Here is a 21,727-nt window from a genome sequence, read left to right as displayed (position 1 = left end):
GCGGCACACGCGGCCTCGGCGAACGCGCCGCCGCCGAACTCAAGCAACGCTGGCGCGCACTCCAGCACGTCACCCTCAGCCCCAACAGAATCGGAGCCATCACCAAAGCCGCCCTCGTCCTACACGGCTCATGGAAGTAAGGACCGTTGAGAAAACCTCATTGAAGGGGATCTTCATCGTTCGCCCAACTTCCTGAGATGTTCCTCAATGCGCGCCGCGAGTTCCGCACTCCGGGCCAGAAGCTGGGCGAGCGTCGGCAGGTCGGATTCCTCCGCCGGCGGTTCCGGCGGTGGCGGGGATTCCGCTTCGTCGTTGTTCACGCGAGGGCCGCCCGGGGGAGTGCGGTCGCCTCGCGCGAGAGAAACCGCAGGCCAGCGGTGCGCGGCGGCGAGTGGTGCGAAGGATGGGAACTGCGGAAACACGGATGGGGCGACACCGCAGGAGGCCCGGAGGCGCGCATTGTCGCACGCGATTTCCGTGCTTCTCGCCGTTTGTGGCGTGTCATGGATTCGAATCCTCGAATCTGTGCATGTGGGGCGCAGGTGACTGTTTGTGGCTCTAGGGTTGCGCTCGGTTCGGTGGACACGCCAGTGGTTCACCGATGAGCCGCATTCCGTCATGTGAAGGGAGAGGAGGACCATGACCGCCGAACGCATCACCCCGTCTCCGAAGGTTTCCTTGCTGGAGTTCTTCGGGACGGAGCTGCGGCGCCTGCGCACGAAGGCGTCGTGGGCGCAGGGGGAGCTTGCCTCGGCCGCCCACACCACCCAGTCGATGATCTGCAAGATCGAACGGGCCCGGCAGGTGCCGTCGATCGAGATGTCCGAGAGCCTGGACGCCGCGCTGGCCACCGACGGCCACTTCGCCCGCCTGCACCCCCTGGTGCTGGCCTACGCCTACCCCGCCTGGTTCCTGCCGTACGTCGAGATGGAGCGGGAGGCCATCGCGATCCGGAGCTTTGAAAGCCAAGTGATCCCGGGGTTGTTGCAGACGGAGGAGTATGCGCGAGCAATGCTGTCCGCCCTGCGATCAGACATGCTCGACGACCTCGTGACGTCGAGGATCAGCCGTCAGCAGGTCCTTGCCGGGAAGGGAAGGCCGCGAGCGTGGTTCGTCCTCGACGAGCAAGTGTTGCGTCGCCGGTTGGGCGGAGACAACGTCATGCGGGGGCAGCTCGAGCGACTGCTTCAAGAAGGTGAGCAACCGAGGACCGTTATCCAGGTTGTCCCGGAAGTGGTGACGGCGCACACTGGCTTGGCCGGTCCCTTCACGATCCTGAGCTTCACGGAGACGCCCGACGTGCTCTACGCGGACGGTTTCGCTCAAGGACGAATGAGTGCAGACGAGTCTGAGACTCGGGATGCCCTGCATGCATATGATCTCTTGAGGGCTGAAGCTCTGTCGCCCGGCAAGTCGGTCGAACTGATCCGCGAACACATGAGAGGTCTTCAGAGATGAGTGGTGGAACCGGACGTGCCGTGCAGTGGCACAAGTCCACCTACAGCAGCACCAACGGTGGGAACTGCCTGGAGGCCGGGCGTGGCCTGCCGGGTGCGGTCCCGGTGCGTGACTCGAAGCTGTCCGACAGTCCGGTGCTGAGCTTCCCGAGCGCCGGTTGGGGCAAGTTCCTGGCCACGGTCAAGGACGGCCGCTTCTCCGCCTGAGTGCAACGCGTGCGACGTCAGGACCCCGCCGGGTCGGATGAGTGAACCGGCGGGGTTCGCGCTGTTACGGCGGTCTTGCGCACCGTCCGGCCGCCGGTCACCGTGGTGGGTCCAGGGACCCGGCTCGCCCACCCGGAGGTGGCGCATGCACCGCGACCGATTCATCTGGCGGAAGTCCAGCTACAGCGGCACCAATGGTGGCGAGTGTCTGGAGGTCGGCTACGACCCACGCTGCTGCGGCCCGGTCGACTGGCACCGGTCGAGCTACAGCAGCAGCAACGGCGGCGCTTGCCTCGAAGCCGGGCTCGGCCCGGCGACCGTCGTCCCGGTGCGCGACTCCAAGCTGCACGACAGCCCCATCCTGGCCTTTCCGCCCTCCGGCTGGCTGGCCTTCGTGGCCACGGTGAAGGACGCCCACGCCGCGCGCTGAGGCGCCGCGCGTCGTCCCGTTCGCACGAGGGGTTGAGTCTCAAGCGGGTTGAGACCGCAGAGTGGCAGCGTGAACGACGACGCGACGATGTACCCGATCGGAGACGTGGCGCGCCGCACCGGCCTCAGCGTCAGCGCCATCCGCTTCTACGCCGACGCCGGTGTCGTGGAGCCCTCCGGGCTCACGCCCGCCGGCTACCGCCTGTACTCCATCGAGGCCGTGGCCCGCCTGGAGATGGTCCGCACCCTGCGCGACCTCGACACCGGCCTGGACGACATCCGACAGCTCATAGCCGGCCGGACGACCGTCCACGAACTGGCCACCGCGCACCTGGAGGTCCTGGAACGTGAGGCGTCCCGACTGCGCGCCCGCCGCGCGGTGCTCCGGGCCATCGTCCGCCAGCGAGGCAGCGCCGAGCAGATCGCCCTGCTGCACCGCCTCGTCACCATGTCGGACGAGGAGCGAGTGCGGCTGATCGAGGAGTTCTGGGCCGACGTGAGCGACGGCCTCAACGAGAACCCGCGGTTCGTGGCCGAGCTGAACTCGGCGCCGCCCCGACTCCCGGACGAGCCGACCCCGGAGCAGCTGGACGCCTGGATCGAGTTGGCGTCGATGGTCAGCGACCCGGAGGTGCGGCGCGCGATCCGCGACGACCTGAACGACCGCTTCACCGACGGCCCCGGCCAGATGCTGGTCTCCCCGACGGCGCTCGCCTCCTACGAGAGCGCCACCCCGCTCATCGAGGAGGCCGTCGAGGCACACAAGGCCGGCGTGGCCCCGGACTCGCCCCTCGGCCAGGAGCTGGCCGCCCGCTACCTCACCTGGCTCGGCGAGATGTTCGACGCCTCCTTCGAGGACCCGGAGACGCGCGACGAGATCGGCCGCGGGCTGCTGGAGATCGAGCCGACCATCCTCGCCGACCTGGAACAGGCAGCCCAGGGCCCACCCGCCACCGACCCCCAGGAGCGCTACCAGCACCTCGTCCAGGTCATCAGCGGCACCCTGGAATCCAACAATGCCCAACTAGCCGACTACGCCCGAGCCTTCACCTGGCTCTCCACCGCCCTCACCCCCACCACCACCCCACCCGACTATCAACCCCGCCCACCGCGCACCGGTTGACTCCTGGCCTCTCGCCGATCAGGCCCTGGACCTCCACCTGTCGGAGTGCGGGGTGCGGTAGACGCGGAGGTGCGCCCGGCAGCCTCCGTCGGCCTGGAGCAGGAAAGCGGCGCCCCCATCCTTCAGCCGCAGCCCGACGGTCTCGGCGACGAGGAGTCACCTCTGGCCCCGGACTCCCATGCAAAGTTCCGGCGAAACGGGCGATCTTGGTCGTGAACGCGTCAACCCGGGGGCTTCGCCCCATTCTCGGCCTAATCGCACAGCCTGCTCCGAACAGATTGAGAGGCTATTCCTTCGGGATCATCAGAATCCCGCCTGTTGCTAGCGTGAAAATCTGTGCGAAGGCTCTCCGAGTAGTAGGGTCTCGATCGATTCGCTCCAGTAATTTCAGTCTTGCCGGGTCGATATCCATGGTGGCGACGCCGCCAGCGTTCTGGTCATCATTTCGTCGCGAAAAGCAGCAGGCATCGATACGATCGCACGACTCCTCCGCGCTCCTCCCGCGTCAATGGTCGAAGCAAGACGTCGCCTTCCCTGGCTTGGCTCCGAAGCGCATCCGCAGAGGACCATCGGGTTGCCCATCCTTTCTCCTCCGCCTCTTCCTGGATGGTCAACAACAAGTCGAAACCGATCTCGCACACGCGAAAGTCGGGGTCAGTCAATTGAATGAGCGTCATTAGAGCTTGTAGCACGATCCTGTCGAAGTGTGCTGGTCGGCCGTGGCCGGTGTGACGACTCGGCCGTTCGTGATGGTGTCATACCCGGCCGGAGATCGTGGACGACGACGTGTGGGCGCTGATCGAATCGCTCCTGCCGCCTTGGCGAAACGGTCGCCGGGGCCCCAGAAGCCCCGCCGACACTCACCTGACGGGGCTTCTGGTCAGGGGTCTGCGCGGACTTGGTTGAGGACCTTCAACTATTGGCCCGTTGCCCGCCTCAGTCGCTCAGCAAGCGGGATTTGGTTAGGCGGCCTCAAGATGAACTTGTCCTTCTGCTCGTCAAAGTAGTCCAGGTAGCCGCTGACTTGATCGCCAACCTGGTAATTATCCCCAGCGTCGATGTACAGGGCGTCAATGAGCCCAGCGCGAGATAGTCCCAGGTCCACGATTATTCCCCAGCGAAAGACCGCCTCAATTTCACCATCGACCATCTCGCCGACGAGGGCTTGCTCGTATTCGCTGAGCTGTCCGTTTGTCACTGTCCTGCCAAACTTCGTGGGTACTGATCAAGTCGACCGAACGCCGTGTTCGGAATGGCAACCTCCACGCCAGGAACGCCATTATGCGAATGTACGTACTGACTGAAGTGCTAGTCAAAATCAGCTTTAGGGGTTCTGGCTGTGACGACACCGCCGTCATAACTCAGGACGAGAAGGTAACAATTGAGCCATCCTCGGGGTCGATGACCCGAACACCGAAGCTTCGTTCAGGAAATCCAGCGGACAATGCGGCGCGCCAAGTCTTGGCAACGCGTGCAGCAAAGAAATCCTGCGCCCGCCAGTCTTCTTCAGTCTCATTCGAATCGACACTTTGCCAGACTCGTAGTTGGTTCAACGTCGCCTCAATCTTCCGAACGTCGCCGGAGAGGCTATCACGCCAAGCTTTGAAATTCGACTCTTCGTAAGCGCGATCCCATGGCACGCAGCTCTCCACTTCGACGAGGCGCGGCCAGAAAACCCGAGAGAGTGCCACCATCATCCCTAGATCTCCATGAAATTTGACGTAGTCCAGGTAATCAACTCTTTCTCCCCATTCCTCTGTCTAGGACTTGATTCCGGAGTAGTCCATTGGGTCATTCACGGTCAACTCCTCGCGTCGCTCTTGTTGGTAGCCAGGCGCAGTCACGCAGGGAGACTTTGGCAAATGCGGCGGTTAAGGACCTCAGGCGCCCGCCATGTTGCTGCGGGCGCCTGAAACGGTAGACCTAGAGGTTGTCTCACGTGGTGGTGTTGGGAGCTGCGGCATGATGTCTCTTCGTGAGTGTCGATCTGTCGCAGCGGCTGGTTCCTGACGGTCTGTGGGAACTGGTTGCCCCGTTGCTGCCGTCGTTCAACTCTCGTCCGCAGGGCGGTGGGACGGCGCCGCTGGACGAGCGCGCCGTGTTCGCGGCTGTGGTGTACGTGCTGACCAGTGGGTGTGCCTGGCGGTATCTGCCGGAGACGTTCGGGGTGTCGCCCGCTACGGCGCACCGGCGGTTCACCGCGTGGACCGAGGCGGGACTGTGGCGCCGGTTGCACCGGGCGGTCCTGGACGAACTTGGCGCCCGGGGTGAGATCGACTGGACCTCGGCGATCGTGGACGCCGCGTCGGTGCGGGCGGAAAGGGGGGCTCGCTGACCGGGCCGAACCCGGTCGATCGCGGCAAGAAGGGCAACAAGCTGCACGTGTTGTCCGAGGCCCAGGGCCTTCCGCTCGCCGTGGCCGTGTCCGGCGCGAACATGCACGACAGCCTCGCCCTCAAGCCGCTGATCCGCGCGATACCCGCCATCCGCTCCAGGCGCGGACCTCGTCGGCGCCGCCCGGTCAAGCTCCGGGCCGACAAGGCGTACTTCTCTGCTGACCACCTCTCCTGGCTGCGTGAACGGGGACCTGTCCCGCGCATCGCCAGGCCGGGAATCGAGTCCGGTGAACGTCTCGGCCGGCGGCTACCGACGGCTCACCGTTCGATACGAGCGAAAGGACTCCCACCTTCTCGCCTTCCTCGGCCTGGTCGCCACGCTGACCTGCTACACGAAACTCACCACGTGAGACAACCTCTGACTCAATACTCGATCCAGTGCATCGAGGGCCTCCTCGATGTCCAATTTGTCCTCGCGGGACAGTTCTTCAAGATCGCCTCGGTCAAGGGCAACGGCATAGATTTCCTCTAGGGTCCACCAATGTGAGCGAAGCTCCTCGCCAAGTGAGGATGCCTCAAAATGCGAGGAAGTCGAGTCGAGGTCGTTGATCAGGGTTCGAAGCGAAATCTTTCCGGTGCGGTATTTCTGAATCGACTGACGTGCGCCTTCGCGCAGCCACTGAGCCTTTTCCATCATGCTGCTGAGCTGGCCAGATGCAGGGTGAGGACGGCTTGGACGAGGGCGGTGATGCGGGTGGTTGAGCAGCGGAGCTTGCGGAGGAGTCGCCAGGACTTGAGGGTGGCGACGGCCTGTTCGACGAGTGCGCGGATCTTCGCGTGGGACCGGTTCACCGCCTGCTGGCCTGCGGAGAGTGTTTCCCACCGTCCCCAGTACGGGGTGCGGACCGTGCCGCCGGCACCGCGGTATCCCTTGTCGGCCCAGCACGCGACGCCGATCTCGGTGAGGGCGTCGACGATGCCGTGCTCGCGAGCCGCGCGGACGTCGTGGACAGCACCGGGTAGAGCTGGTGAGGCCCACAGCAGCCGGCCGAAGGGATCGGCGAGGACCTGCACGTTCATCCCGTGTCTCTTGTGCTTTCCGGAGTAGAAGGGCCGGTCGGCGGCGATGCGGTCGGTCGGCAGGAGCGTCCCGTCCAGTAGCACGAACGCCTTCGCCGAGGCAGTCCGTGCCGCCTCGGCGAGCCTCGGAGCGAGAGCGGCCAGGACCTCTACGGCCTCGGCGATGTACCGGTAGGCGGTCGTGGTTCCGATGCCGAACCCGGCCGCGAGCTGGGCGTAGGGGCGGGGCGTTGCGGAGGTGGGCGAGGGTGAGCAGGGCCTGGCGCCCCGTGTTCAGGCGTCGCCAGCGGGTTCCGATCACCACCCGGCGTCGGCGGAGCTCGGTCGACAGCAGGCGCAGGGCAGAGCTGGACACGTCCAGCCCGGACGGGTAGACAAGCATGTGAAGCCTCTGGTGGGCGAGGGAATCTTGGTCGTGAACCCGTCTACCAGGGGCTTCACCACGTTGTCAGCCCAACCGCACTACCCGCCAGCCAGGTTGGAATCAGCTCAAGGAGTACTTCTCTGCTGACCACCTCTCCTGGCTGCGTGAACGGGGACTTGTCCCGCGCATCGCCAGGCCGGGAATCGAGTCCGGCGAACGTCTCGGCCGGCACCGCTGGAAGATCGAGAGATCGATCGCCTGGCTCTTCGGCTACCGACGGCTCACCGTCCGATACGAGCGAAAGGGCTCCCACTTTCTCGCCTTCCTCGGCCCGGCCGCCACGCTGACCTGCTACAAGAAACTCACGAAACGCACCACGTGAGACAGTCACGTGAGACAGCCTCTTAATGTGAGCTCTTGTGTTTAATCTCAAGGGTAAGAGATTCACCCGAGCTGACGGTTACCCATGCCTTGGAGAACTCCAGTAGAATTCCGAAATTCTCACCCGTCGAATCAAAGAGGCTTGATGTTGAGGTGATGACGTCGATCCCGGGGCTTCCGATTTCTTCGATTTCGCGGAAAGCCCACGACTCGGCGGGCCAGCACCAGGCAGGCATTTCTGGCCAGTTGCCTTCGTTTACCTTGAGTGTCCAGTCCGTGCCGCAAGACAATACGATAGACTGTTCCGCTTCGCGCAAAAGCTCCAGGCCTTCAAGTGAGGAATCCTCGGTTTCGTCTGCGACGTATGTAATACCGAGCGCGGCTCGGATGCGATGCCCCGTCAGTAGATTCCCGGAGGTGTGCTCGGTCATTTTCAGGGCCTTACGAATTGGGAGTGGCTTGCTGAAGCCATTTGTTCGGGCCCTCCATGGGGAACATGGTGACGAACTGGCCGTCGCTCTTGGTGATGAGGAGGTCGTCTCCTTGGCGATAGAAGAAGTAGTCTTCTCCGCCACCTCTCGTGGGATTATACGGGCCCTGTCGGACCTCGTCGGGTGACGTTCGAACCTCGGCGATCCTGTCGCGGAACCACTTTCGAGAAGATGCGTCGCCGGGGTTCAGGTCATAGTCTTGGGCGTGCTTACCCCATTTTTTGCCAAATTGACCCTCGTTGATAGAAAGGTTGGGGCCGCAATTGCTGTTGTGTGCGAGGACGGGGATTTCGCCGGCCAGCACATAGTACGTGTGGATGCCCTCGATGGTGAGGTTGTGGACGGTCGTGGCCGTGGTGCTGGTGGCGACGGCGGTGACGTCGACGAGGGTGCCGTCGTTGGCGTAGAGCTGGACGCCTGGTTCGAGATCGACGGCGTCTATCCACTGCTGGGTGGTCGCCAGCCAGAGTGGGTGGTTGTCGGTGGCTATGAGCTGCTGCGGGTTGCCGTTGCCGTCCAGGACGCTCACGGTGACGAGTAGCTTGTCGCCGGTGCTGGTCAACTCGGCGGTGACTGTGCGTGCACCGGTTTCGCCGGTTGCGGGGTCGGTGGCGAGTACCTCGTCGCCGACCGCGACATCCTCGATGGCCTTCGTGGTCCCGTCGGCCATGAGAACGCGGGTGCCTGGGACGAAGCTGCTGCATGCCCCTACCAGGCGTCTCGCGCCTGGGAGTGAAGTTCCTATGAATCGGGCAATTCGGGAAGCTGGTATCGCGGCAGCCAGCGTCCAGCCGCACTCCGCCGTGAAGCCGGGGTCCTGCGCACACCCGACCATGTCATCTACGCCTACTACTGATGCGCCGAACTCTAGCGAGTCCTTGCCGAATTCGACGCTCCGATCGAGCCAATCTAGTGCTTTCCTGCCCAAGAAGCCGGGGAGCCAGTCCGGGCAGAACCGTTGCGTCGTGCAAGAATTGGACGTTTGGGATACGCCGGTCCCGGGGCTGTAGGAGGCCTGCGTTGCGGTGGGAGATTGCGCTCGGGTGTTGTTCGCATGGGAACTGCGGGACTTTGAAGATGAGAAACGGCTGATGACAGGGCGGCGGGGAGGAGAGACCTTGCGTTTCGCGGTCCGCATGGCCGATGAGGCGTGTTTGACGACCGTCTTGATGATGGTCTGAACGATGCGGTGTACCCAGCCCACCGGCCCGAAGAAGAACAGCCCCGTGGGGTCGCTGTAGGCGAGCGGGTTGTTGTTCGCGTACGCGTAGCCGTGGACCTGCTGGGGGTCGGTCAGGTCCATGATGGGGTCGGCCGAGATGAAGCGGCCGATGGCGGCGTCGTATTCACGGGCGCCGATGTTGTAGAGCCCCGTGGATACGTCGTCGGTCCCGCCGACGAAGGTGCGAGTCCCCGGCCACAGCTCCTCCGGCACGTCGTCGCGGTACGCCCCGAAGGGGAGGGTGCGCCGATGTGTCGTCTCCAGGCTCTCCGCGTCGATCGCGAGATTGCCCGTGCCGTGGTGGTCGGCCATGACGAAGCTGGTGGTGCCTTCGGAATCGACGACCGCGGTGTGGCCGCCGCCCATCGGAAGGTAGCGCTCGGCGGTGGGCGTGCTGCCGCCGTTGGCGACGGTGACCTCGGTGTGGCCCAGGTAGAGCGTCGTCTCCGTGCCGGTGCGGCCGATCAGCCGCGAGCCGTCCGCGTCGTAGACGTACTCGACTGTCGTGCCGTCCGCGTCCTCCACGGAAGCGACGCGGCCCTCGGGGTTCCACTCCAGTGTCTGGGTCTTGCCCCCGACCTGCCGGGAGACGGTGTTGCCGGACTCGTCGTAGCCGTACTCCTCCAGCGACCGGACGCCCGGCGCCTCCTGGACGACCTCGGTGAGCGTGTGCGGCTGGTCCTCGTCGTAGCTGTAGGTGCGGGTGATGTCCTGCTCGTGCAGGGTCTCCGTCGTGCGGTTCCCGGCCTCGTCGTAGGTGTAGGCGTGATGGTAGGGGGACGGCCCACCGATGTTCGGCGCTCCGCCGTCAGTCGTGCAGTCGGTGCGCGACTGCGCCCATGCCTCGGTCAGTCGGCGCAGGTGGTCGTAGGAGAAGCACTGCACGTCGGCACCGCTGCTGGAGGTGTCCGCGATCGAGAGGACGTTGCCGGCGTCGTCGTACGAGTAGGTCTCGCGCCGGTCGAAACCGGGCTGGTCAGAGCGGTCGACCCGTGTGGTCTGAAGCCGTTGGGTACCTCGCTCGTAGGTGTTGGTGGCCCAGACGGTATCCGCCGCGTCGCGGTGCATCGCGAACTGCACCGGCTTACCGGTGTGGCTGTAGACCGTGGTAGCGGTCAGCCCTCCCTGCTCGAAGGCCCGGATCGGCCGCAGCGTGCCGTTCTCGTAGGTGTAGGAGATGCCGTGGGTCGGAAGACCGCCGGCAGCGGGGTACGTCACACCGCGGACCAGGCCGGCGGGCGTGTGGTCCTGCCTTGTCTCGTAGGTACCGGCGAGTGCCCCTTCCGCTCCCGGGATGATGGTCCTGCTGCGCACAGGCCGGTACCGGGGGTCGTAGGCGACGACTTCGTTGACGTACGCCTCGCCGTCCTCCCAGCGAGTCGCTCTGCTGAGCTGGCCCTTCCCTCTCGGGACGGTGTCGTACTCCCACTGTGCGCGCAGCCGCCCTTCGGCGTTCTCCTCGCGCAGTTCGGTCTGCCGGCCCAGCCCGTCGTAGGTGCGGTGGAGGGTGACGCCGCGGGCGTTGGTGGTGGTCACCAGCTCGCCGCGGTCGGAGTACGTGCTGGTGGTCGTTCCGGTGTCCGGGTCGATCGAGGCGGTCCGCTGCCCCTGCTGGTCGTACCGGTACTCCCACGTCGCGCCCGACGGGGTGGTGACCCCGGCGACCTGGTCGGCGGGTGTGTAGGTGTAGCGCGTCGTGTCGTACTCGCCGGCGGCGCTGCGACCGTGGTGCTGGCGCAGCTCGGTCAGACGGCCCCGTGCATCACTGAGCGACGTCGTGACCGTCGCGCCGTCAGGGGGGACCACCGTGACCCGGTCGCCGAAGTGCGTCGTCTCCGTGGTGGCGAGGACCTTCGCGCCGTCGCTGTTCCCACCCAGGACCTGGGTCCGGATGTCGCGCCCCACTCCGTCGTAGGTGTGGCGCGTCTGGGTCTCCACACTGTCGGCGTCGTCCGGGAGGAACAGCGTGCCGCTCGGGGCCCCGGGCGTGTAGTAGGCGCCGAACGTCCGCGAGACGAGACCGCGTTCGTCGTGGAAGGTGTCGGTGAGCAGGCGGCCCCCGTTCGGCCCGGGTTCCTGCGTCTGCCGCGGGCGCAGCAGTCCGTCGTAGATCGTGTAGCCGGTGTCCCGGGGCTGCGCGGGTAATGACTGAGGCTTTCACGCTCGTACTGGAGATGGTGATCCAGGTTCAGCAACTGCACACCCGGCCGCCCAACCCAAGTCAGCCGTCGGTCACCCTGCGGGTCTGCACGAACCACTCGAACCATAGACCTAGGCAGGAGGTCGGGCCTGGTTCCGTATACACCGTGGACCGTCACGAATTACCGCCAAGCATTCTCGCGAAATCGTCTTCTGTTCCATTCCATGGCACTGCCCACTTGCGTGCGAAGTCACCCTTGCCGACTTCCAGGTTAATATGGGGACCCTTCACCGGATTGTAGTCCATCCTGAACCTCTTGAATTCGCCGTCCACTCGAGTGGTGAATCCCACTACCTTGCCGTAGGTAGTCGGCGCAGATTCGAGACGCCCGATGTACGGCTGCCGAGTAGCTGGATCAACCTCACCCAGGAGATCGGGCGCCTTGTTGCGAGCTTGTTCGAAGATGTCGAATCTCGGCAGGGTTACTTCCTTGCACGCCCCTCCGGAATCGTGCACCAGCACCGGAGTGTCGTCCGCCAGCACATAGTACGTGTGGATGCCCTCGATGGTGAGGTTGTGATCCCTTGCGATGCCGGTGTCGGTGTCCACGACGACGACCGGGAGGCCCCGGACGCCACGTGGCGGCACGACGGACACGTGTTCACCACGGTGCAGGGCAGGCCGATCGACCCGACCGACCTCACCCTTACCCCCACCGCGTTCCTCCGCAAGGCCGGCCTCCGCCGCATCCGCTCCCACGACCTCCACCAATCGACCGCGACCCTGCTCCTGGAGCAGGGCGTCGAACTCGTCATCATCAAGGAACCGTTCGGCCACGCCCACATCGGCGTCACCGCCACCGTCTACGCCCACGTCAGGCTCCGCCTCCAGCGCGACGCCATCGACACCCTCAGTACCGCCCTTCGCCACGCCGCCAACAGCACTGCCGGGCCCGATGAACGGTGACGATCCCTCGCTTGCGCAGTACCCACCCGCTGACGATGCCGTTGCCAATGCCGTTGCCGTCAGACCACGCTGAAGCCCCGCCAGGTGTCACCCGGCGGGGCTTCAGGTTCGCATCTCGTGGCTTCACTCCCGCCGCCGCTTACTGGGGCCCCATCGTCGAGGCGTCGCAACGCATCCGGAGCGGCTCACCTCTCTTACGGGAGAGAATTAGAGTGTATCGATTTCGTTCCCCTGTGAGTCAACGATCGCATAGTCGCCGGGGTAGGGGACCCAAACCCCAACCCCATTAGGCCACGAGACAATCTCAAACGAGGCCACGTTCGATATTGCGGTCCGGAGAAAGACCGCTTCACCGTCACTCAGGGAGAAGGTGGTTCCTACGGGCTCGAAGCACACCTCGATGCTTTCCCCCTGCGCCGCCGAAAACTTCAGGTCTGCGACCTGATCTTCCTTGCTCACCTGACTATCTCCAAGCACGATGATCTCCTGAGTCAGCAACGCGCGCGCCGGTGCAGTCTTTCTACCCTTACCTGCAAGCCCTGCATAGTCCGTGTGGACGCACTCGACGGTGAGATCGTGGCGATGGCGCTGGCGGTCACGGCGGTGACGTCGACGAGGGTGCCGTCGTCCGGGTAGAGCTGGGTGCCTGGCTCCAGATCGACGGCGTCGATCCACTGCTGGGCGGCCGGCAGCCAGAGCGGGTGGTTGTCGGTGGCTATGAGCTGCGGCGAGCCACCGTTGCTTCCCTGATCAGGAGGATGCTTCGTCACCGATGGCGCGAAGCACGTCGGAGAGCCACACGAAGCCGTGTCCCACGACACGGTCGGGATCGGAGAGCATATCTTCCAGGTGGCCCCACGACTCAGAGAGCATACCGATCGTGAGATTCTGCGGTTCGCTGTAGACGTTGTACGCCTGATCCCGCGGAACCGACCAGAAGGCGTCCGCTTCGATGTCCAAAACCTGCTCATCGGTCTGGATCCGCTCCATGAGCAAGTCGATCACATTCTTGAGCTTGTCGACTGGAATCTCGACCATCAGAAAACACTCCCCCTGATTTTGTAAGTTCTCGTGAAGGTCGGCGTCGGCGCAGTGACTTGAATTACCATGGCGATACTAGGGCCGGGGTCCAGCGTCAGACTGCTCCGGGTGCCAGGCGTTCCGCAGCTGAATATCGGCACACCAGCCGCTGGGGCGCGCTGAGTCTTCCGCCCACCGGTACCCCGATTCCTTCCGAGCGTCTCGAGCTCGTGCGATGCCCGAAGGGCGTATACCTTCGTACCCGAATTCGATCCCGCAGCAGTCACAGATCTCGAAGCTCGGAGTATATCCGTCTTCCCCCCCCCCAGGGGGGTTGGTGCTGCAGCAGGCCACAGACTCGACGGTGCAATGTGACCTCTCTGGACATGTAGATCTCTCGCTGTCTTTCGGTTCTGTCAGGCTGCCGAGCCTCAACCTTGTCTGTTGTTGCAGATCGGAAGGTCAAGGCCCTCGCGGCAGCTCGCGTTCGGCTCGCGAGACCAGCTTGCCGTAGGTGAGCCGTCGGCCCGCTATCTCCGATATCAGGAGTTCACGCTGCGTGTCTCTCATGCGCGTACCCAGCGTCCGCTCTGCTTTCCTGAAAGCGGCGACTTGGCTTTCGTCAAGCCGTCGCTCCCATCGGGTGTCGCTGAGGAAGGAGCCTTCCGGGTCGCGCAGCAAGAGCCCACGAGCTGTCTCGATCGTAGCCCGTTCCGGAAAACTGTGATGCAGCTCTGCTGAAGAGATGCGAACCGCGTGAACGCAGTGCCTGAACGAATTCAGCCTCGTTGGTGAGTAGTCTTCGAATCTGTTCCGCAACGGTAACGAATGCCAGCAATCTTCCTTTGGGCTCACCATTAAGGTTGACCTGAACAGGCTGGTCCGGGAAACAGAAGGAGCTCGATCCCGTCGCACGGAGCGAGCAGACCGCATCAACCAGGTATGCGCAGGGGGGTGGACGTAGTCCCACAGGTGACGTCGAGAAAGGGGCGGCCATCGATGGAGACGGAGGCCGATCCCTCGATGCAGCCAGAATCCTTGGCCTTGCTCTGTGTCGACTCGAATGAAATGAAGTTGTTGGAATGCGCTCTGAGGAATGTTTCGACGATGATCATCGGTGGATCAGTGGGGTCCGTTTCGGTCGTCTTTGCCGCTACTGGTTTCGATTGGGTAATGATCTCTACTGGCTCTTTTGTGTGACGTCCAGCGAAAGGGCGTCGCCGGAGCTGACGGTGACCCAGGCAGTGCGGAACTCCAGCAGAGTGCCGATCTCCTCGCCCACGGCATCGAGGAGGCGTGAGGTCGAGGCGATGACATCGAGTCCGGGTTTTCCAATCTCTTCTACTTCCTCGAAAGCCCACGACTCGATCGGGAAACACCATGCGGGCAGGTTGGGCCAGTGGCCCTCGGTTGTTCTGAGGGTCCAGTCCGTTCCGCAAGGGAAGACGATGGAAGGGGGCGTGTCGCACACGAGCTCCAAGGCCTCGAATGTGGCAGATCGGCCGGAGTCGTCCGGGGTGTACCTCACGCCGTACGCGGCGCGCACACGCCTACCCGCCACCGGAGCAGCGGAGCTGTCGCGGCTCGTTGATTCGCCTCTCGCGAGTTTGGGTGTGTTTGCAGAGCCCTGTCGGGATGGAGTAGCGTCTCCAAGTGGTTTCGTGGGTCCATCCGTTTTCGTTCCAGCTTTGCTTTGGGGTGTTTGGTAACGACGGCTGCAGCGGCGAGTCCATGCCCGCAGGTCATCGCCATCGGCTTCTGTGGCGGTTTGGTGCGCATGGATTTCGATGTGTTGTTGCACAGCTCGCCCCGGCCTTGCGTGTGAAGACTTTTCAGCCTGCCATCCTTTCCAGGATCAGATCAACTTCTGATTCGATTTCTTGGTCGGCGGTGAGGTGGACGTGCGTGCCGTTTGTCACTTCTTTTTGTGCGAGCGTCATGAGGTGCCGCGCCAGTGAAGTGAGTCCTGCTCGATTGGCCCTAATGAGCACTTCCGATTGAGTCGCAGAGACGAAGATATCGAATCCCTCATCCCACGAGAAACGCAGGCCTTCGTCGGGTCGGTAGTCGGGTGTGGAAATGACGTGCTCCATCGGGCGAGCCTAGCGTGATTTTCGGTGACTTTGCTGCCCCGAGGCAGGCGCCAACTGCCTTGGGTGCTGGGAGGGGGCGGTAATTGACCTGCGTGCGGTCGAGCTGTCGATGACCTTGAAGCAGGCATACACGACCGACGAACGGAGCCGCCACTGAAATCTTTCCGGCCGGCCTGTCCCCTCGCGGCGTGTGGTGGGTCTGGCAGCGATGTGAGGGCCCGGGTGGACGGGTTCACGATCAGACATCTCTCGCCGCACCAGAGGCTTCGTCCTCGGCCTCGTCCCGAGCGTCCTCAGCCCGTGGCAGAGCCGGGGCTGGACCTCCCTGCGGTGTGCCAGATCATGGCCGGTGCCGACCCCGCCGTGGCGGTTGCCCGACCTGGTCCGTGCAAGCTGGTGCACTGTGATCAGTCCCGCACGCGACCGACGTGTCCCCGCGTGCTGAAAGGGCGTGCAGTGCGGTGCAGAGCGTGAAGGCGGCAGCAGTGGCGTGCCGGTGGCGCTGTATGTTCGAGTCGGTTGGGGCCGTCCTCGAGGTGCGGGGACCCGTCAGCGGCGGGCGCCCGTCGAGGACATCGGGGCTCATCGCGCGAGGTGTGGCGGCTCGGCGGGAAGCATCGACCGGAACGGGGCAGCGGTGAAGTACGTCAGTCTCGATGCGCAGGTCGGCGACCTCACGGGGGTGCTGGACCCACGACGGTACCTTCGTGACCTTCCCTCGTTCGCCAGGGAACTGCCCCCTGGTGCGCGTACCTTCGCCACGGATGCGGCGCACTACGACTTCCACAGCAGTCGATGTGTGAAGGACCTGACGGTCAGCCTTCTCCAGCGGTCCGGCGAGGGGGAGTTGGTGGTCGAGTTCCGGCACAACTGCTGGAAGCACGACCGGGACCTGGTGATTCGCTACACGGGCGTTTCCAGCTTCGCTGTCGATCTGCCCGCCGATGAACGAGGCCGGCACCGTGGGACGGTGATCCTCGACGAGATCCTGCCGCACCAGGAAGGCTGCAGCCATGAGATTGCCTGCTGGGAGGGCTCGCTCACCCTGGTGTGCCGCGACCTCCGGGCGTCGTGGACCCAGGCAACCTGTTCGAACGAATGCTAGGCGGGCCCGCGCTGGGGTCTCTTCTGCTGTCAGCCGCTGACGATCGGGGCGGCGAGGTTCCGCGTATGAGCGGGCCCGAGTCGGCCGCTGTCGTCCGAGTTGGCCCGCGTGACGGTCGACGTAGCACCGCTTGCGGTCGGCGGGGGCCGGAGTGCCGCGCGCAGGGCGTTGTCGTGGGTGATGGACGGGGTCGCGCGGGTCGAGTCGGCAGCGCCGACCTCACTGCTCCCGCAGGCCGGCCAGCTCCGGGCGGAGCGAGGCGCGTCCCCAGTGCAGGACCTCGCGGAGCCTGTCGGCAAGATGGGCCGTGTCGACCGCCGCGGTGCCGAGTTCCAGCGCGACCTCGGAGGGAACGCCCAGCGCTTGCGCGTCCTCCTGGTGGAAGACCAGTGTCAGTGTCGTTCCGCTGAGCACGACGGTTCGCAGGCACCCGTAGACGGTGAAGCCCTGCTCGGTGGAGACACAGTAGGAGTCCATGCCGCCCTGGACGTCCTGCTCGTCGGGTTCGTGTGTGCTGCGTTGGAGCAACAGGGACCTGGCGGCACCCTCCTCGTCGGTCCACTCGATGCCCACGACCAGGACGTGCTCCTCTTCGTCGTCCTCGAAGAAGCCGATCGCGGTGACGCTCACCTGCTGTCTCCCGGGACGGTTGGGGGCGTGACGCGATGGAGTATCGCAGCCGCCGACCGGCGCGCGGTTCGGTGGGTTGCAGCCGGGGTGCAGGGGCGGGCCGTGGAGTTCGGCGAACGCCGCCCTGGCGCGGAGCGCGGTGCGTAGCCTCGGCGGCAGCAGCGCGGCCGTCCGGCAGGGGCGCGGCCCGGAGGCCCGGCGGAGTCGGAGGGGGCGACGTGGTGGCGGAGACGAGTGGCGGGGGCGGAGCCGGGGCCGGAGCCGAGGCCGAGGCGGCACGCGTGAGGTTGCTGGGTGGCGGACACGCCGAGCTGACGCTCGCGATGGTCGCCGTCGCCGCGTTGCGGACGCCGGCCAACACCGATCACGAAGTGGTCGTCGAGGTCGGCGGGCGGAACCTGCCGGTACTGCCGCTGGTGGAGACCGCGCTCGGCCGGCGGCCGGCCAACACGCATTCCGCGGAGGAGGCGCTGCACGCGCTCGGCTTCACCATGTACGTGCGTCGCCGCTACGACAAGGTCAGTGGGCGGCCGGTCGTGCTGGACCGGGCAGCGCGGAAGTCCTCTTCCTGAGACACCCCGGCATGGAGTCGGGCCCCGGTGCGCCGTGGGCGGCGCAGCGGGGGCCGAGGTCGTGGGGACCGGCGGTCGGTCGGTCAGGCGGCGACGATGCGGTCGGCCAGCAGGTAGATGCTCTCCTCGCCGCAGGCGAAGGTCAGCGCGTAGGCGCCGGAGACGCCGGATCCGCCGAGCAGCACGGGCGACTCACCGGCGCGCACCGCCGAGGCGAGGCGCTGCGAGGTCTCGCGGTGGCCGGGGGAGAGGCAGAGGGTGGTGCCGTCCTCGAAGAGGAAGACGTCCAGGGTGCCGAGCGGTCCGGGGCGCACGTCGGCGAGCGGGGTTCCGGCGCGGGCGAGGCGGCCCAGCCGCTCCGTGGTGCGCTCGTACTCCTCGACGGCGGCGTCGTGGCCGGGCTCGCGGGCCTGGCCGGGCAGCTCGACGGGTTCGCCGGAGAGGGAGTAGCCGGGGTGCGAGGGGTGGCGGCGGCGGGCGGCGGCCATCTCCGCGGAGAGCTGGTCGTCCTCGTCGCGGGGTTCCGGCGCCGGCGCGGGCGTCACGTCACCGGTGGCCTGGCGGGGGAGGAAGGGGCGACGGGGCGCGGACTCGCCGTGCTCGCCCTGCCCGCGCTCCTCGCCGGCGCGCCGCTCGCCGGCGGCGGACGACTCGTCCACGCGGCCGGTCGGGGCGTCCCCGGGGCGCTCGGCGGAGTGCTCGGTGTCGAGGAAGTCGGCGTCCTCGCGGCCCGTGCCCTGGCGCGGCACGACCGGGCCGGTGGGGCGGATGCCGAAGGTCGCGTCGTGGGCGTCGTAGCCGTGCTGGTCGTACCCGGCCAGGTCCACGTCCGGGCCCAGTGCGCCGAACTCGGCACCGCCCAGCAGCGACCCGTCGGCACCGGCGTGGTCGCCCTCGGCGAGGTAGCGCTCCAGGAGTGCGTCCAGCAGCATCTCGTCGGCGGACGAGGCGGCGGAGGTGTGGTGGCCCATCGAGGCGTTCTCGGCGTCCCGGGCCTCCTGCTCCGCCCAGAAGGCGCGCGCCTCGGCGAGTTCGCGGTCGCGCTCGTCGGCCAGCGCGTCGGCGACCGCGGCGCGGATCAGCTCCTCGTCCGGTGCGACGCGGGCCGGCGGCAGCAGCGCGGGCGCGAGAAGTGCCCGCAGTGCGGTCACCTCGGCGCGCAGGCCGCGTGCGACCCACAGTGCGGCCGTACATACGGCCAGAGCGAGGCCGGCGGCGAGCATCAGGATGAGGGATATGGCGCTCACAAAGCATCTCCTGGTCGCGGTGTCCCCCTAGTTCCTATCCCACGTTTCCGCACCGGTGCCACGTGGTGCAGAGCGGAACGTCACGAACCGGGAGGGTATTTGGTCCCTCGGCCTCCTTCGCCCGACGCCCCGCACCGCGCTGACCTGCGCGGATGCGGGGCGTCCTGTGCTGGGTCACATCACGGGGCCGCTTCGGTATCGCTGGTGTATACCGAGGGGCGCCAGTGACGCGCGTCACCTCTAGCTCAGGCGTTCCAGGACCATGGCCATGCCCTGGCCGCCACCCACACACATAGTTTCCAGCCCGAACTGCTTGTCGTGCCACCGGAGCGAGTTGATGAGCGTGGTGGTGATCCGCGCACCCGTCATGCCGAAGGGGTGGCCGACGGCAATGGCGCCGCCGTTGACGTTGAGCCGGTCCAGGTCGACCCCGAGGTCGCGGTAGGACGGGATGACCTGGGCGGCGAACGCCTCGTTGATCTCGACCAGGTCGATGTCCCCGATGGTCATCCCGGCGCGGGCCAGCGCCTGGCGGGAGGCATCCACCGGGCCCAGGCCCATGATCTCGGGGGAGAGGGCGGAGACGCCGGTGGAGACGACGCGGGCGAGCGGCGTGATGCCCAGCTCCCTGGCCTTGGTGTCGGACATGATCACCAGGGCGGCGGCACCGTCGTTGAGCGCGCAGCAGTTGCCGGCGGTCACCAGGCCGTCGGGGCGGAAGACGGGCTTCAGCCCCTGCACCGCCTCCAGCGTCACGCCCGCACGGGGGCCGTCGTCCTTGCTGACGACCGTGCCGTCGGGGGTGGTGACCGGGGTGATCTCCCGCTCCCAGAACCCGGCGGCGATCGCCTGCTCGGCGAGGTTCTGCGAGCGGACACCGAACTCGTCCATCTCCTGGCGGGTGACGCCCTTGGCGCGGGCCAGGTTCTCCGCGGTCTGCCCCATGGCCATGTAGACGTCGGGCAGGTCGCCGTCCTCCCGCGGGTCGGTCCACCCCTCGCCGCCCTCCTCGGCGCGGCGGGCGGTGCGCGCCTCGGCGTCGGCGAAGAGCGGGTTGTGGGTGCCGGGCATGCCGTCCGACGAGCCGTGGGCGAACCGCGACACCGTCTCGACACCGGCGGAGACGAAGACGTCGCCCTCCCCGGCGCGGATGGCGTGCAGCGCCATCCGCGTCGTCTGGAGCGAGGAGGAGCAGTAGCGGGTGATCGTGCAGGCCGGCAGGTGGTCCATGCCCAGCTGCACGGCGACGACCCGGCCCAGGTTGTGGCCCTGCTCGCCGCCCGGCAGGCCGCAGCCCAGCATCAGGTCGTCGATGTCGCGCGGGTCGAGCTGCGGGACCTGGTCCAGGGCGGCGCGGACGATCGACGCGGTGAGGTCGTCCGGGCGCAGGTCCTTCAGGGACCCCTTGCGGGCCCGGCCGATCGGGGAGCGGGTGGCGGCGACGATGACGGCTTCGGGCATGACGGGCTCCCAGGGCCGGGGCCGGCGACCTCGCCGGCCGGGCGGTTGGCGGACGAACGGTGGTGCGTGAGGCGGTGGTGCGTGAGGGCGTGCTGCGCGCCACCGCTGCCACCGGAGTCGCTGCCACCGGCGTCGCCGTCACCGAACTCCCCGCCGTCCCCGAACTCGCCACCGTCGGCCCCGCCGCTGGTCGGCCCGCCGTTGCCGCCGGGGTCCGGGCGAGCGCCTTCCTCCGGGCGAGCCGGGGCGTCCGCCTCCGGCCCGTCCGCGCCGGGTTCGCCGGCCCGCTCGGGTTCCGAACCCGCGATGCGCCGCCGCCGGCGGTGCTTGAGCAGCGCCCACGGCGCCCGCGAGGGGGCCGCGTCGTCCGAGGCGACCTCCGTGCCGCCCTCCTTGGCCGCCCGTACCGCGGCGCGCTCCACCGAGAGCACCGACTCGCGACGGGCCGGCTCCACCCGCTCGGGCTCCGGCCACACCCCCATCGCCGCGCACACCGTCGGCAGCAGCGCCATGGCCGCGGTCGCGTACCCCTCCGCCGACGGGTGGTAGCGGTCCGGGCCGAACATCTCGCGGGGGTTGGCGGCGAACTCCGGGCCGAGCAGGTCGCCGAGAGAGACCGTCCGGCCGCCGAGCTCCACCACGGCGATGGTCTGCGCCGCCGCCAGCTGCCGACTGAGCCGCCGCGCCACCCAGCGCAGCGGCTGGGCGACCGGCTCGATGGTCCCGAGATCCGGGCAGGTCGCCACCACCACACGCGCCCCGGCCGACCGCAGGCGGGCGACGGCCTCCGAGAGGCACCGCACCGAGGTGGCGGGGGAGAGGCGGCCGGTGACGTCGTTGGCGCCGATCATGATCACGCAGAGGTCGGGGGCCGGCGACACCAGCGGGTCGGCCAGCAGCAGCGAGACCTGGCGATCGAGGTCGGTGGACTCGGCGCCGCTCAGCGCCACGTTGCGGAGCTCCACCGGCTGCTCCGCCACCGCGGCCAGACCGGAGGCGACCAGCGCCGCCGGGGTCTGCGCCGCCCGCTGCACCCCCAGCCCCGCTGCCGTCGAGTCGCCGAGGAACCCCAGGCGCAGCGCCGGACGGCGCCCGCTGCCCAGCGCCGCACCGTACCTGCCGTCGGCGACCGGCGGCGTCTCCTCGCTCACGCCGATCTGCCGCCGGGCCAGCTGGGCCTCGGTGAGCAGCACACCCAGTGCCACCCCACCCACGACGCTGATACCGCCGCCGCCCAACGCCGCGGCCGTCGCGATCCGCCGCGCCACTCGCGCTCCCGCCATGGACGTTCCACCTCCCCGCGGGGCGGGCCACCGTGCCCGCCGCTTCGACCGGGGTGCCGGGCCGCGGTAGCGGCGCGACACCGCCCGGTGTGACTGCTCCCGGTCCGCTGTCCTCGTTCG

21 protein-coding genes and 4 pseudogenes are annotated in these 21,727 nt (G+C 66.8%); 8 read left to right on the top strand and 17 right to left on the bottom strand.

Annotated features, from left to right (window positions below):
• Nucleotides 1-173: 173 nt before the first annotated feature.
• Nucleotides 174-320: a hypothetical protein gene (locus tag HCN56_RS04720; protein WP_167932214.1), complete on the bottom strand. Its 147-nt coding sequence runs from the start codon at nucleotides 318-320 to the stop codon at nucleotides 174-176.
• Between the two features lie 319 nt (nucleotides 321-639).
• On the opposite strand from HCN56_RS04720, the gene HCN56_RS04715 reads away from it, so the two are divergent.
• The 4 genes from HCN56_RS04715 to HCN56_RS04700 all read left to right on the top strand — a co-directional run bounded on the left by HCN56_RS04715 (nucleotide 640) and on the right by HCN56_RS04700 (nucleotide 3,216).
• Nucleotides 640-1,458 (top strand): helix-turn-helix domain-containing protein, encoded by an 819-nt coding sequence (locus HCN56_RS04715; protein ID WP_167968194.1) that lies wholly within the window; start codon nucleotides 640-642, stop codon nucleotides 1,456-1,458.
• Nucleotides 1,455-1,664 (top strand): DUF397 domain-containing protein, encoded by a 210-nt coding sequence (locus HCN56_RS04710; protein WP_167968193.1) that lies wholly within the window; start codon nucleotides 1,455-1,457, stop codon nucleotides 1,662-1,664. Before HCN56_RS04715 ends, HCN56_RS04710 begins: the two co-directional genes overlap by 4 nt.
• 145 nt (nucleotides 1,665-1,809) lie before the next feature.
• A complete protein-coding gene (locus tag HCN56_RS04705) occupies nucleotides 1,810-2,094 on the top strand; it encodes a DUF397 domain-containing protein (protein ID WP_167968192.1) in 285 nt (94 codons plus the stop codon).
• Between the two features lie 69 nt (nucleotides 2,095-2,163).
• Nucleotides 2,164-3,216, top strand: a complete 1,053-nt coding sequence (locus HCN56_RS04700; protein WP_167968191.1) for a MerR family transcriptional regulator — start codon at nucleotides 2,164-2,166, stop codon at nucleotides 3,214-3,216.
• 916 nt (nucleotides 3,217-4,132) lie between these two features.
• Here the strand turns inward: HCN56_RS04700 and HCN56_RS04695 are convergent.
• Together HCN56_RS04695 and HCN56_RS04690 are read right to left on the bottom strand one after the other, a co-directional pair.
• Nucleotides 4,133-4,414 carry a S1 domain-containing protein gene (locus tag HCN56_RS04695; RefSeq protein WP_167968190.1) on the bottom strand — a complete coding sequence of 94 codons (282 nt, stop codon included), beginning with the start codon at nucleotides 4,412-4,414 and terminating at the stop codon, nucleotides 4,133-4,135.
• Between the two features lie 163 nt (nucleotides 4,415-4,577).
• Nucleotides 4,578-4,913, bottom strand: a complete 336-nt coding sequence (locus HCN56_RS04690; RefSeq protein WP_167968189.1) for a hypothetical protein — start codon at nucleotides 4,911-4,913, stop codon at nucleotides 4,578-4,580.
• A gap of 278 nt (nucleotides 4,914-5,191) precedes the next feature.
• Between HCN56_RS04690 and HCN56_RS04685 the strand changes: the two are divergent.
• A pseudogene (locus tag HCN56_RS04685) lies at nucleotides 5,192-5,962 on the top strand (IS5 family transposase).
• Here HCN56_RS04685 and HCN56_RS04680 read toward each other — a convergent pair.
• From HCN56_RS04680 to HCN56_RS04660, 5 genes and pseudogenes are all read right to left on the bottom strand, one after another.
• Nucleotides 5,941-6,249, bottom strand: coding sequence for a hypothetical protein (locus HCN56_RS04680; protein ID WP_167968188.1), 309 nt, complete (start codon nucleotides 6,247-6,249; stop codon nucleotides 5,941-5,943). The pseudogene HCN56_RS04685 and the gene HCN56_RS04680 sit on opposite strands and share 22 nt — an antisense overlap.
• Nucleotides 6,246-7,014: pseudogene (locus tag HCN56_RS04675) on the bottom strand (IS5 family transposase). The gene HCN56_RS04680 and the pseudogene HCN56_RS04675 overlap by 4 nt, the downstream one beginning before the upstream one ends.
• Before the next feature lie 386 nt (nucleotides 7,015-7,400).
• Nucleotides 7,401-7,808, bottom strand: a complete 408-nt coding sequence (locus HCN56_RS04670) for a hypothetical protein (protein ID WP_167968187.1) — start codon at nucleotides 7,806-7,808, stop codon at nucleotides 7,401-7,403.
• Nucleotides 7,809-7,818: 10 nt separating this feature from the next.
• Complete coding sequence (locus HCN56_RS04665; RefSeq protein WP_167968186.1) at nucleotides 7,819-11,028, bottom strand: polymorphic toxin-type HINT domain-containing protein; 3,210 nt, start codon at nucleotides 11,026-11,028, stop codon at nucleotides 7,819-7,821.
• Nucleotides 11,029-11,404: 376 nt separating this feature from the next.
• Nucleotides 11,405-11,839 (bottom strand): hypothetical protein, encoded by a 435-nt coding sequence (locus tag HCN56_RS04660; RefSeq protein WP_209312348.1) that lies wholly within the window; start codon nucleotides 11,837-11,839, stop codon nucleotides 11,405-11,407.
• A 6-nt stretch (nucleotides 11,840-11,845) separates the two neighbouring features.
• Between HCN56_RS04660 and HCN56_RS04655 the strand changes: the two are divergent.
• Nucleotides 11,846-12,196, top strand: a pseudogene (locus tag HCN56_RS04655) (tyrosine-type recombinase/integrase); the annotation flags it as partial.
• Nucleotides 12,197-12,403: 207 nt separating this feature from the next.
• On the opposite strand, the gene HCN56_RS04650 reads toward HCN56_RS04655, so the two are convergent.
• The 5 genes from HCN56_RS04650 to HCN56_RS04630 all read right to left on the bottom strand — a co-directional run bounded on the left by HCN56_RS04650 (nucleotide 12,404) and on the right by HCN56_RS04630 (nucleotide 15,309).
• A complete protein-coding gene (locus HCN56_RS04650) occupies nucleotides 12,404-12,655 on the bottom strand; it encodes a hypothetical protein (protein ID WP_312871050.1) in 252 nt (83 codons plus the stop codon).
• A 32-nt stretch (nucleotides 12,656-12,687) separates the two neighbouring features.
• The gene (locus HCN56_RS04645; RefSeq protein WP_167968183.1) at nucleotides 12,688-12,966 is read right to left on the bottom strand and encodes a hypothetical protein; all 279 of its coding nucleotides are present in this window, start codon (nucleotides 12,964-12,966) and stop codon (nucleotides 12,688-12,690) included.
• Nucleotides 12,947-13,234 (bottom strand): hypothetical protein, encoded by a 288-nt coding sequence (locus HCN56_RS04640; protein WP_167932225.1) that lies wholly within the window; start codon nucleotides 13,232-13,234, stop codon nucleotides 12,947-12,949. Before HCN56_RS04640 ends, HCN56_RS04645 begins: the two co-directional genes overlap by 20 nt.
• Nucleotides 13,235-14,396: 1,162 nt before the next feature.
• The gene (locus tag HCN56_RS04635; protein ID WP_167968182.1) at nucleotides 14,397-14,696 is read right to left on the bottom strand and encodes a hypothetical protein; all 300 of its coding nucleotides are present in this window, start codon (nucleotides 14,694-14,696) and stop codon (nucleotides 14,397-14,399) included.
• 352 nt (nucleotides 14,697-15,048) lie between these two features.
• Nucleotides 15,049-15,309, bottom strand: coding sequence for an Imm32 family immunity protein (locus HCN56_RS04630; protein ID WP_167968181.1), 261 nt, complete (start codon nucleotides 15,307-15,309; stop codon nucleotides 15,049-15,051).
• 637 nt (nucleotides 15,310-15,946) lie between these two features.
• Between HCN56_RS04630 and HCN56_RS04625 the strand changes: the two genes are divergently transcribed.
• Nucleotides 15,947-16,414 (top strand): hypothetical protein, encoded by a 468-nt coding sequence (locus tag HCN56_RS04625; protein ID WP_167968180.1) that lies wholly within the window; start codon nucleotides 15,947-15,949, stop codon nucleotides 16,412-16,414.
• A gap of 219 nt (nucleotides 16,415-16,633) precedes the next feature.
• Here HCN56_RS04625 and HCN56_RS04620 read toward each other — a convergent pair whose 3' ends face one another.
• Nucleotides 16,634-17,044, bottom strand: coding sequence for an Imm10 family immunity protein (locus tag HCN56_RS04620; RefSeq protein ID WP_312871049.1), 411 nt, complete (start codon nucleotides 17,042-17,044; stop codon nucleotides 16,634-16,636).
• A gap of 281 nt (nucleotides 17,045-17,325) precedes the next feature.
• On the opposite strand from HCN56_RS04620, the gene HCN56_RS04615 reads away from it, so the two are divergent.
• Complete coding sequence (locus HCN56_RS04615; protein WP_167968179.1) at nucleotides 17,326-17,616, top strand: hypothetical protein; 291 nt, start codon at nucleotides 17,326-17,328, stop codon at nucleotides 17,614-17,616.
• A gap of 83 nt (nucleotides 17,617-17,699) precedes the next feature.
• On the opposite strand, the gene HCN56_RS04610 is transcribed toward HCN56_RS04615, so the two are convergent.
• From HCN56_RS04610 to HCN56_RS04600, 3 genes and pseudogenes are all read right to left on the bottom strand, one after another.
• On the bottom strand, nucleotides 17,700-18,863 hold the full coding sequence (locus HCN56_RS04610) for a hypothetical protein (protein ID WP_167968178.1): 1,164 nt from the start codon (nucleotides 18,861-18,863) through the stop codon (nucleotides 17,700-17,702).
• A 240-nt stretch (nucleotides 18,864-19,103) separates the two neighbouring features.
• Nucleotides 19,104-20,324: an acetyl-CoA C-acetyltransferase gene (locus HCN56_RS04605; RefSeq protein WP_167968177.1), complete on the bottom strand. Its 1,221-nt coding sequence runs from the start codon at nucleotides 20,322-20,324 to the stop codon at nucleotides 19,104-19,106.
• A 272-nt stretch (nucleotides 20,325-20,596) separates the two neighbouring features.
• Nucleotides 20,597-21,607: pseudogene (locus tag HCN56_RS04600) on the bottom strand (SGNH/GDSL hydrolase family protein); the annotation flags it as partial.
• Nucleotides 21,608-21,727 lie beyond the last annotated feature (120 nt).

This window comes from Streptomyces lonarensis, from assembly GCF_012033735.1.
GTDB lineage: Bacteria > Actinomycetota > Actinomycetes > Streptomycetales > Streptomycetaceae > Streptomyces > Streptomyces lonarensis.
This window is presented reverse-complemented; position numbering and strand designations above follow the sequence as displayed.

Excerpts from the sequence above, each read along its gene's own strand:
- HCN56_RS04715 (WP_167968194.1), top strand. The coding sequence starts at position 640 with ATGACCGCCGAACGCATCACCCCGTCTCCGAAGGTTTCCTTGCTGGAG.
- HCN56_RS04680 (WP_167968188.1), bottom strand. The coding sequence starts at position 6,249 with ATGATGGAAAAGGCTCAGTGGCTGCGCGAAGGCGCACGTCAGTCGATT.
- HCN56_RS04630 (WP_167968181.1), bottom strand. The coding sequence starts at position 15,309 with ATGGAGCACGTCATTTCCACACCCGACTACCGACCCGACGAAGGCCTG.
- HCN56_RS04640 (WP_167932225.1), bottom strand. The coding sequence starts at position 13,234 with ATGGTCGAGATTCCAGTCGACAAGCTCAAGAATGTGATCGACTTGCTC.
- HCN56_RS04670 (WP_167968187.1), bottom strand. The coding sequence starts at position 7,808 with ATGACCGAGCACACCTCCGGGAATCTACTGACGGGGCATCGCATCCGA.
- HCN56_RS04705 (WP_167968192.1), top strand. The coding sequence starts at position 1,810 with ATGCACCGCGACCGATTCATCTGGCGGAAGTCCAGCTACAGCGGCACC.
- HCN56_RS04710 (WP_167968193.1), top strand. The coding sequence starts at position 1,455 with ATGAGTGGTGGAACCGGACGTGCCGTGCAGTGGCACAAGTCCACCTAC.
- HCN56_RS04690 (WP_167968189.1), bottom strand. The coding sequence starts at position 4,913 with ATGATGGTGGCACTCTCTCGGGTTTTCTGGCCGCGCCTCGTCGAAGTG.
- HCN56_RS04605 (WP_167968177.1), bottom strand. The coding sequence starts at position 20,324 with ATGCCCGAAGCCGTCATCGTCGCCGCCACCCGCTCCCCGATCGGCCGG.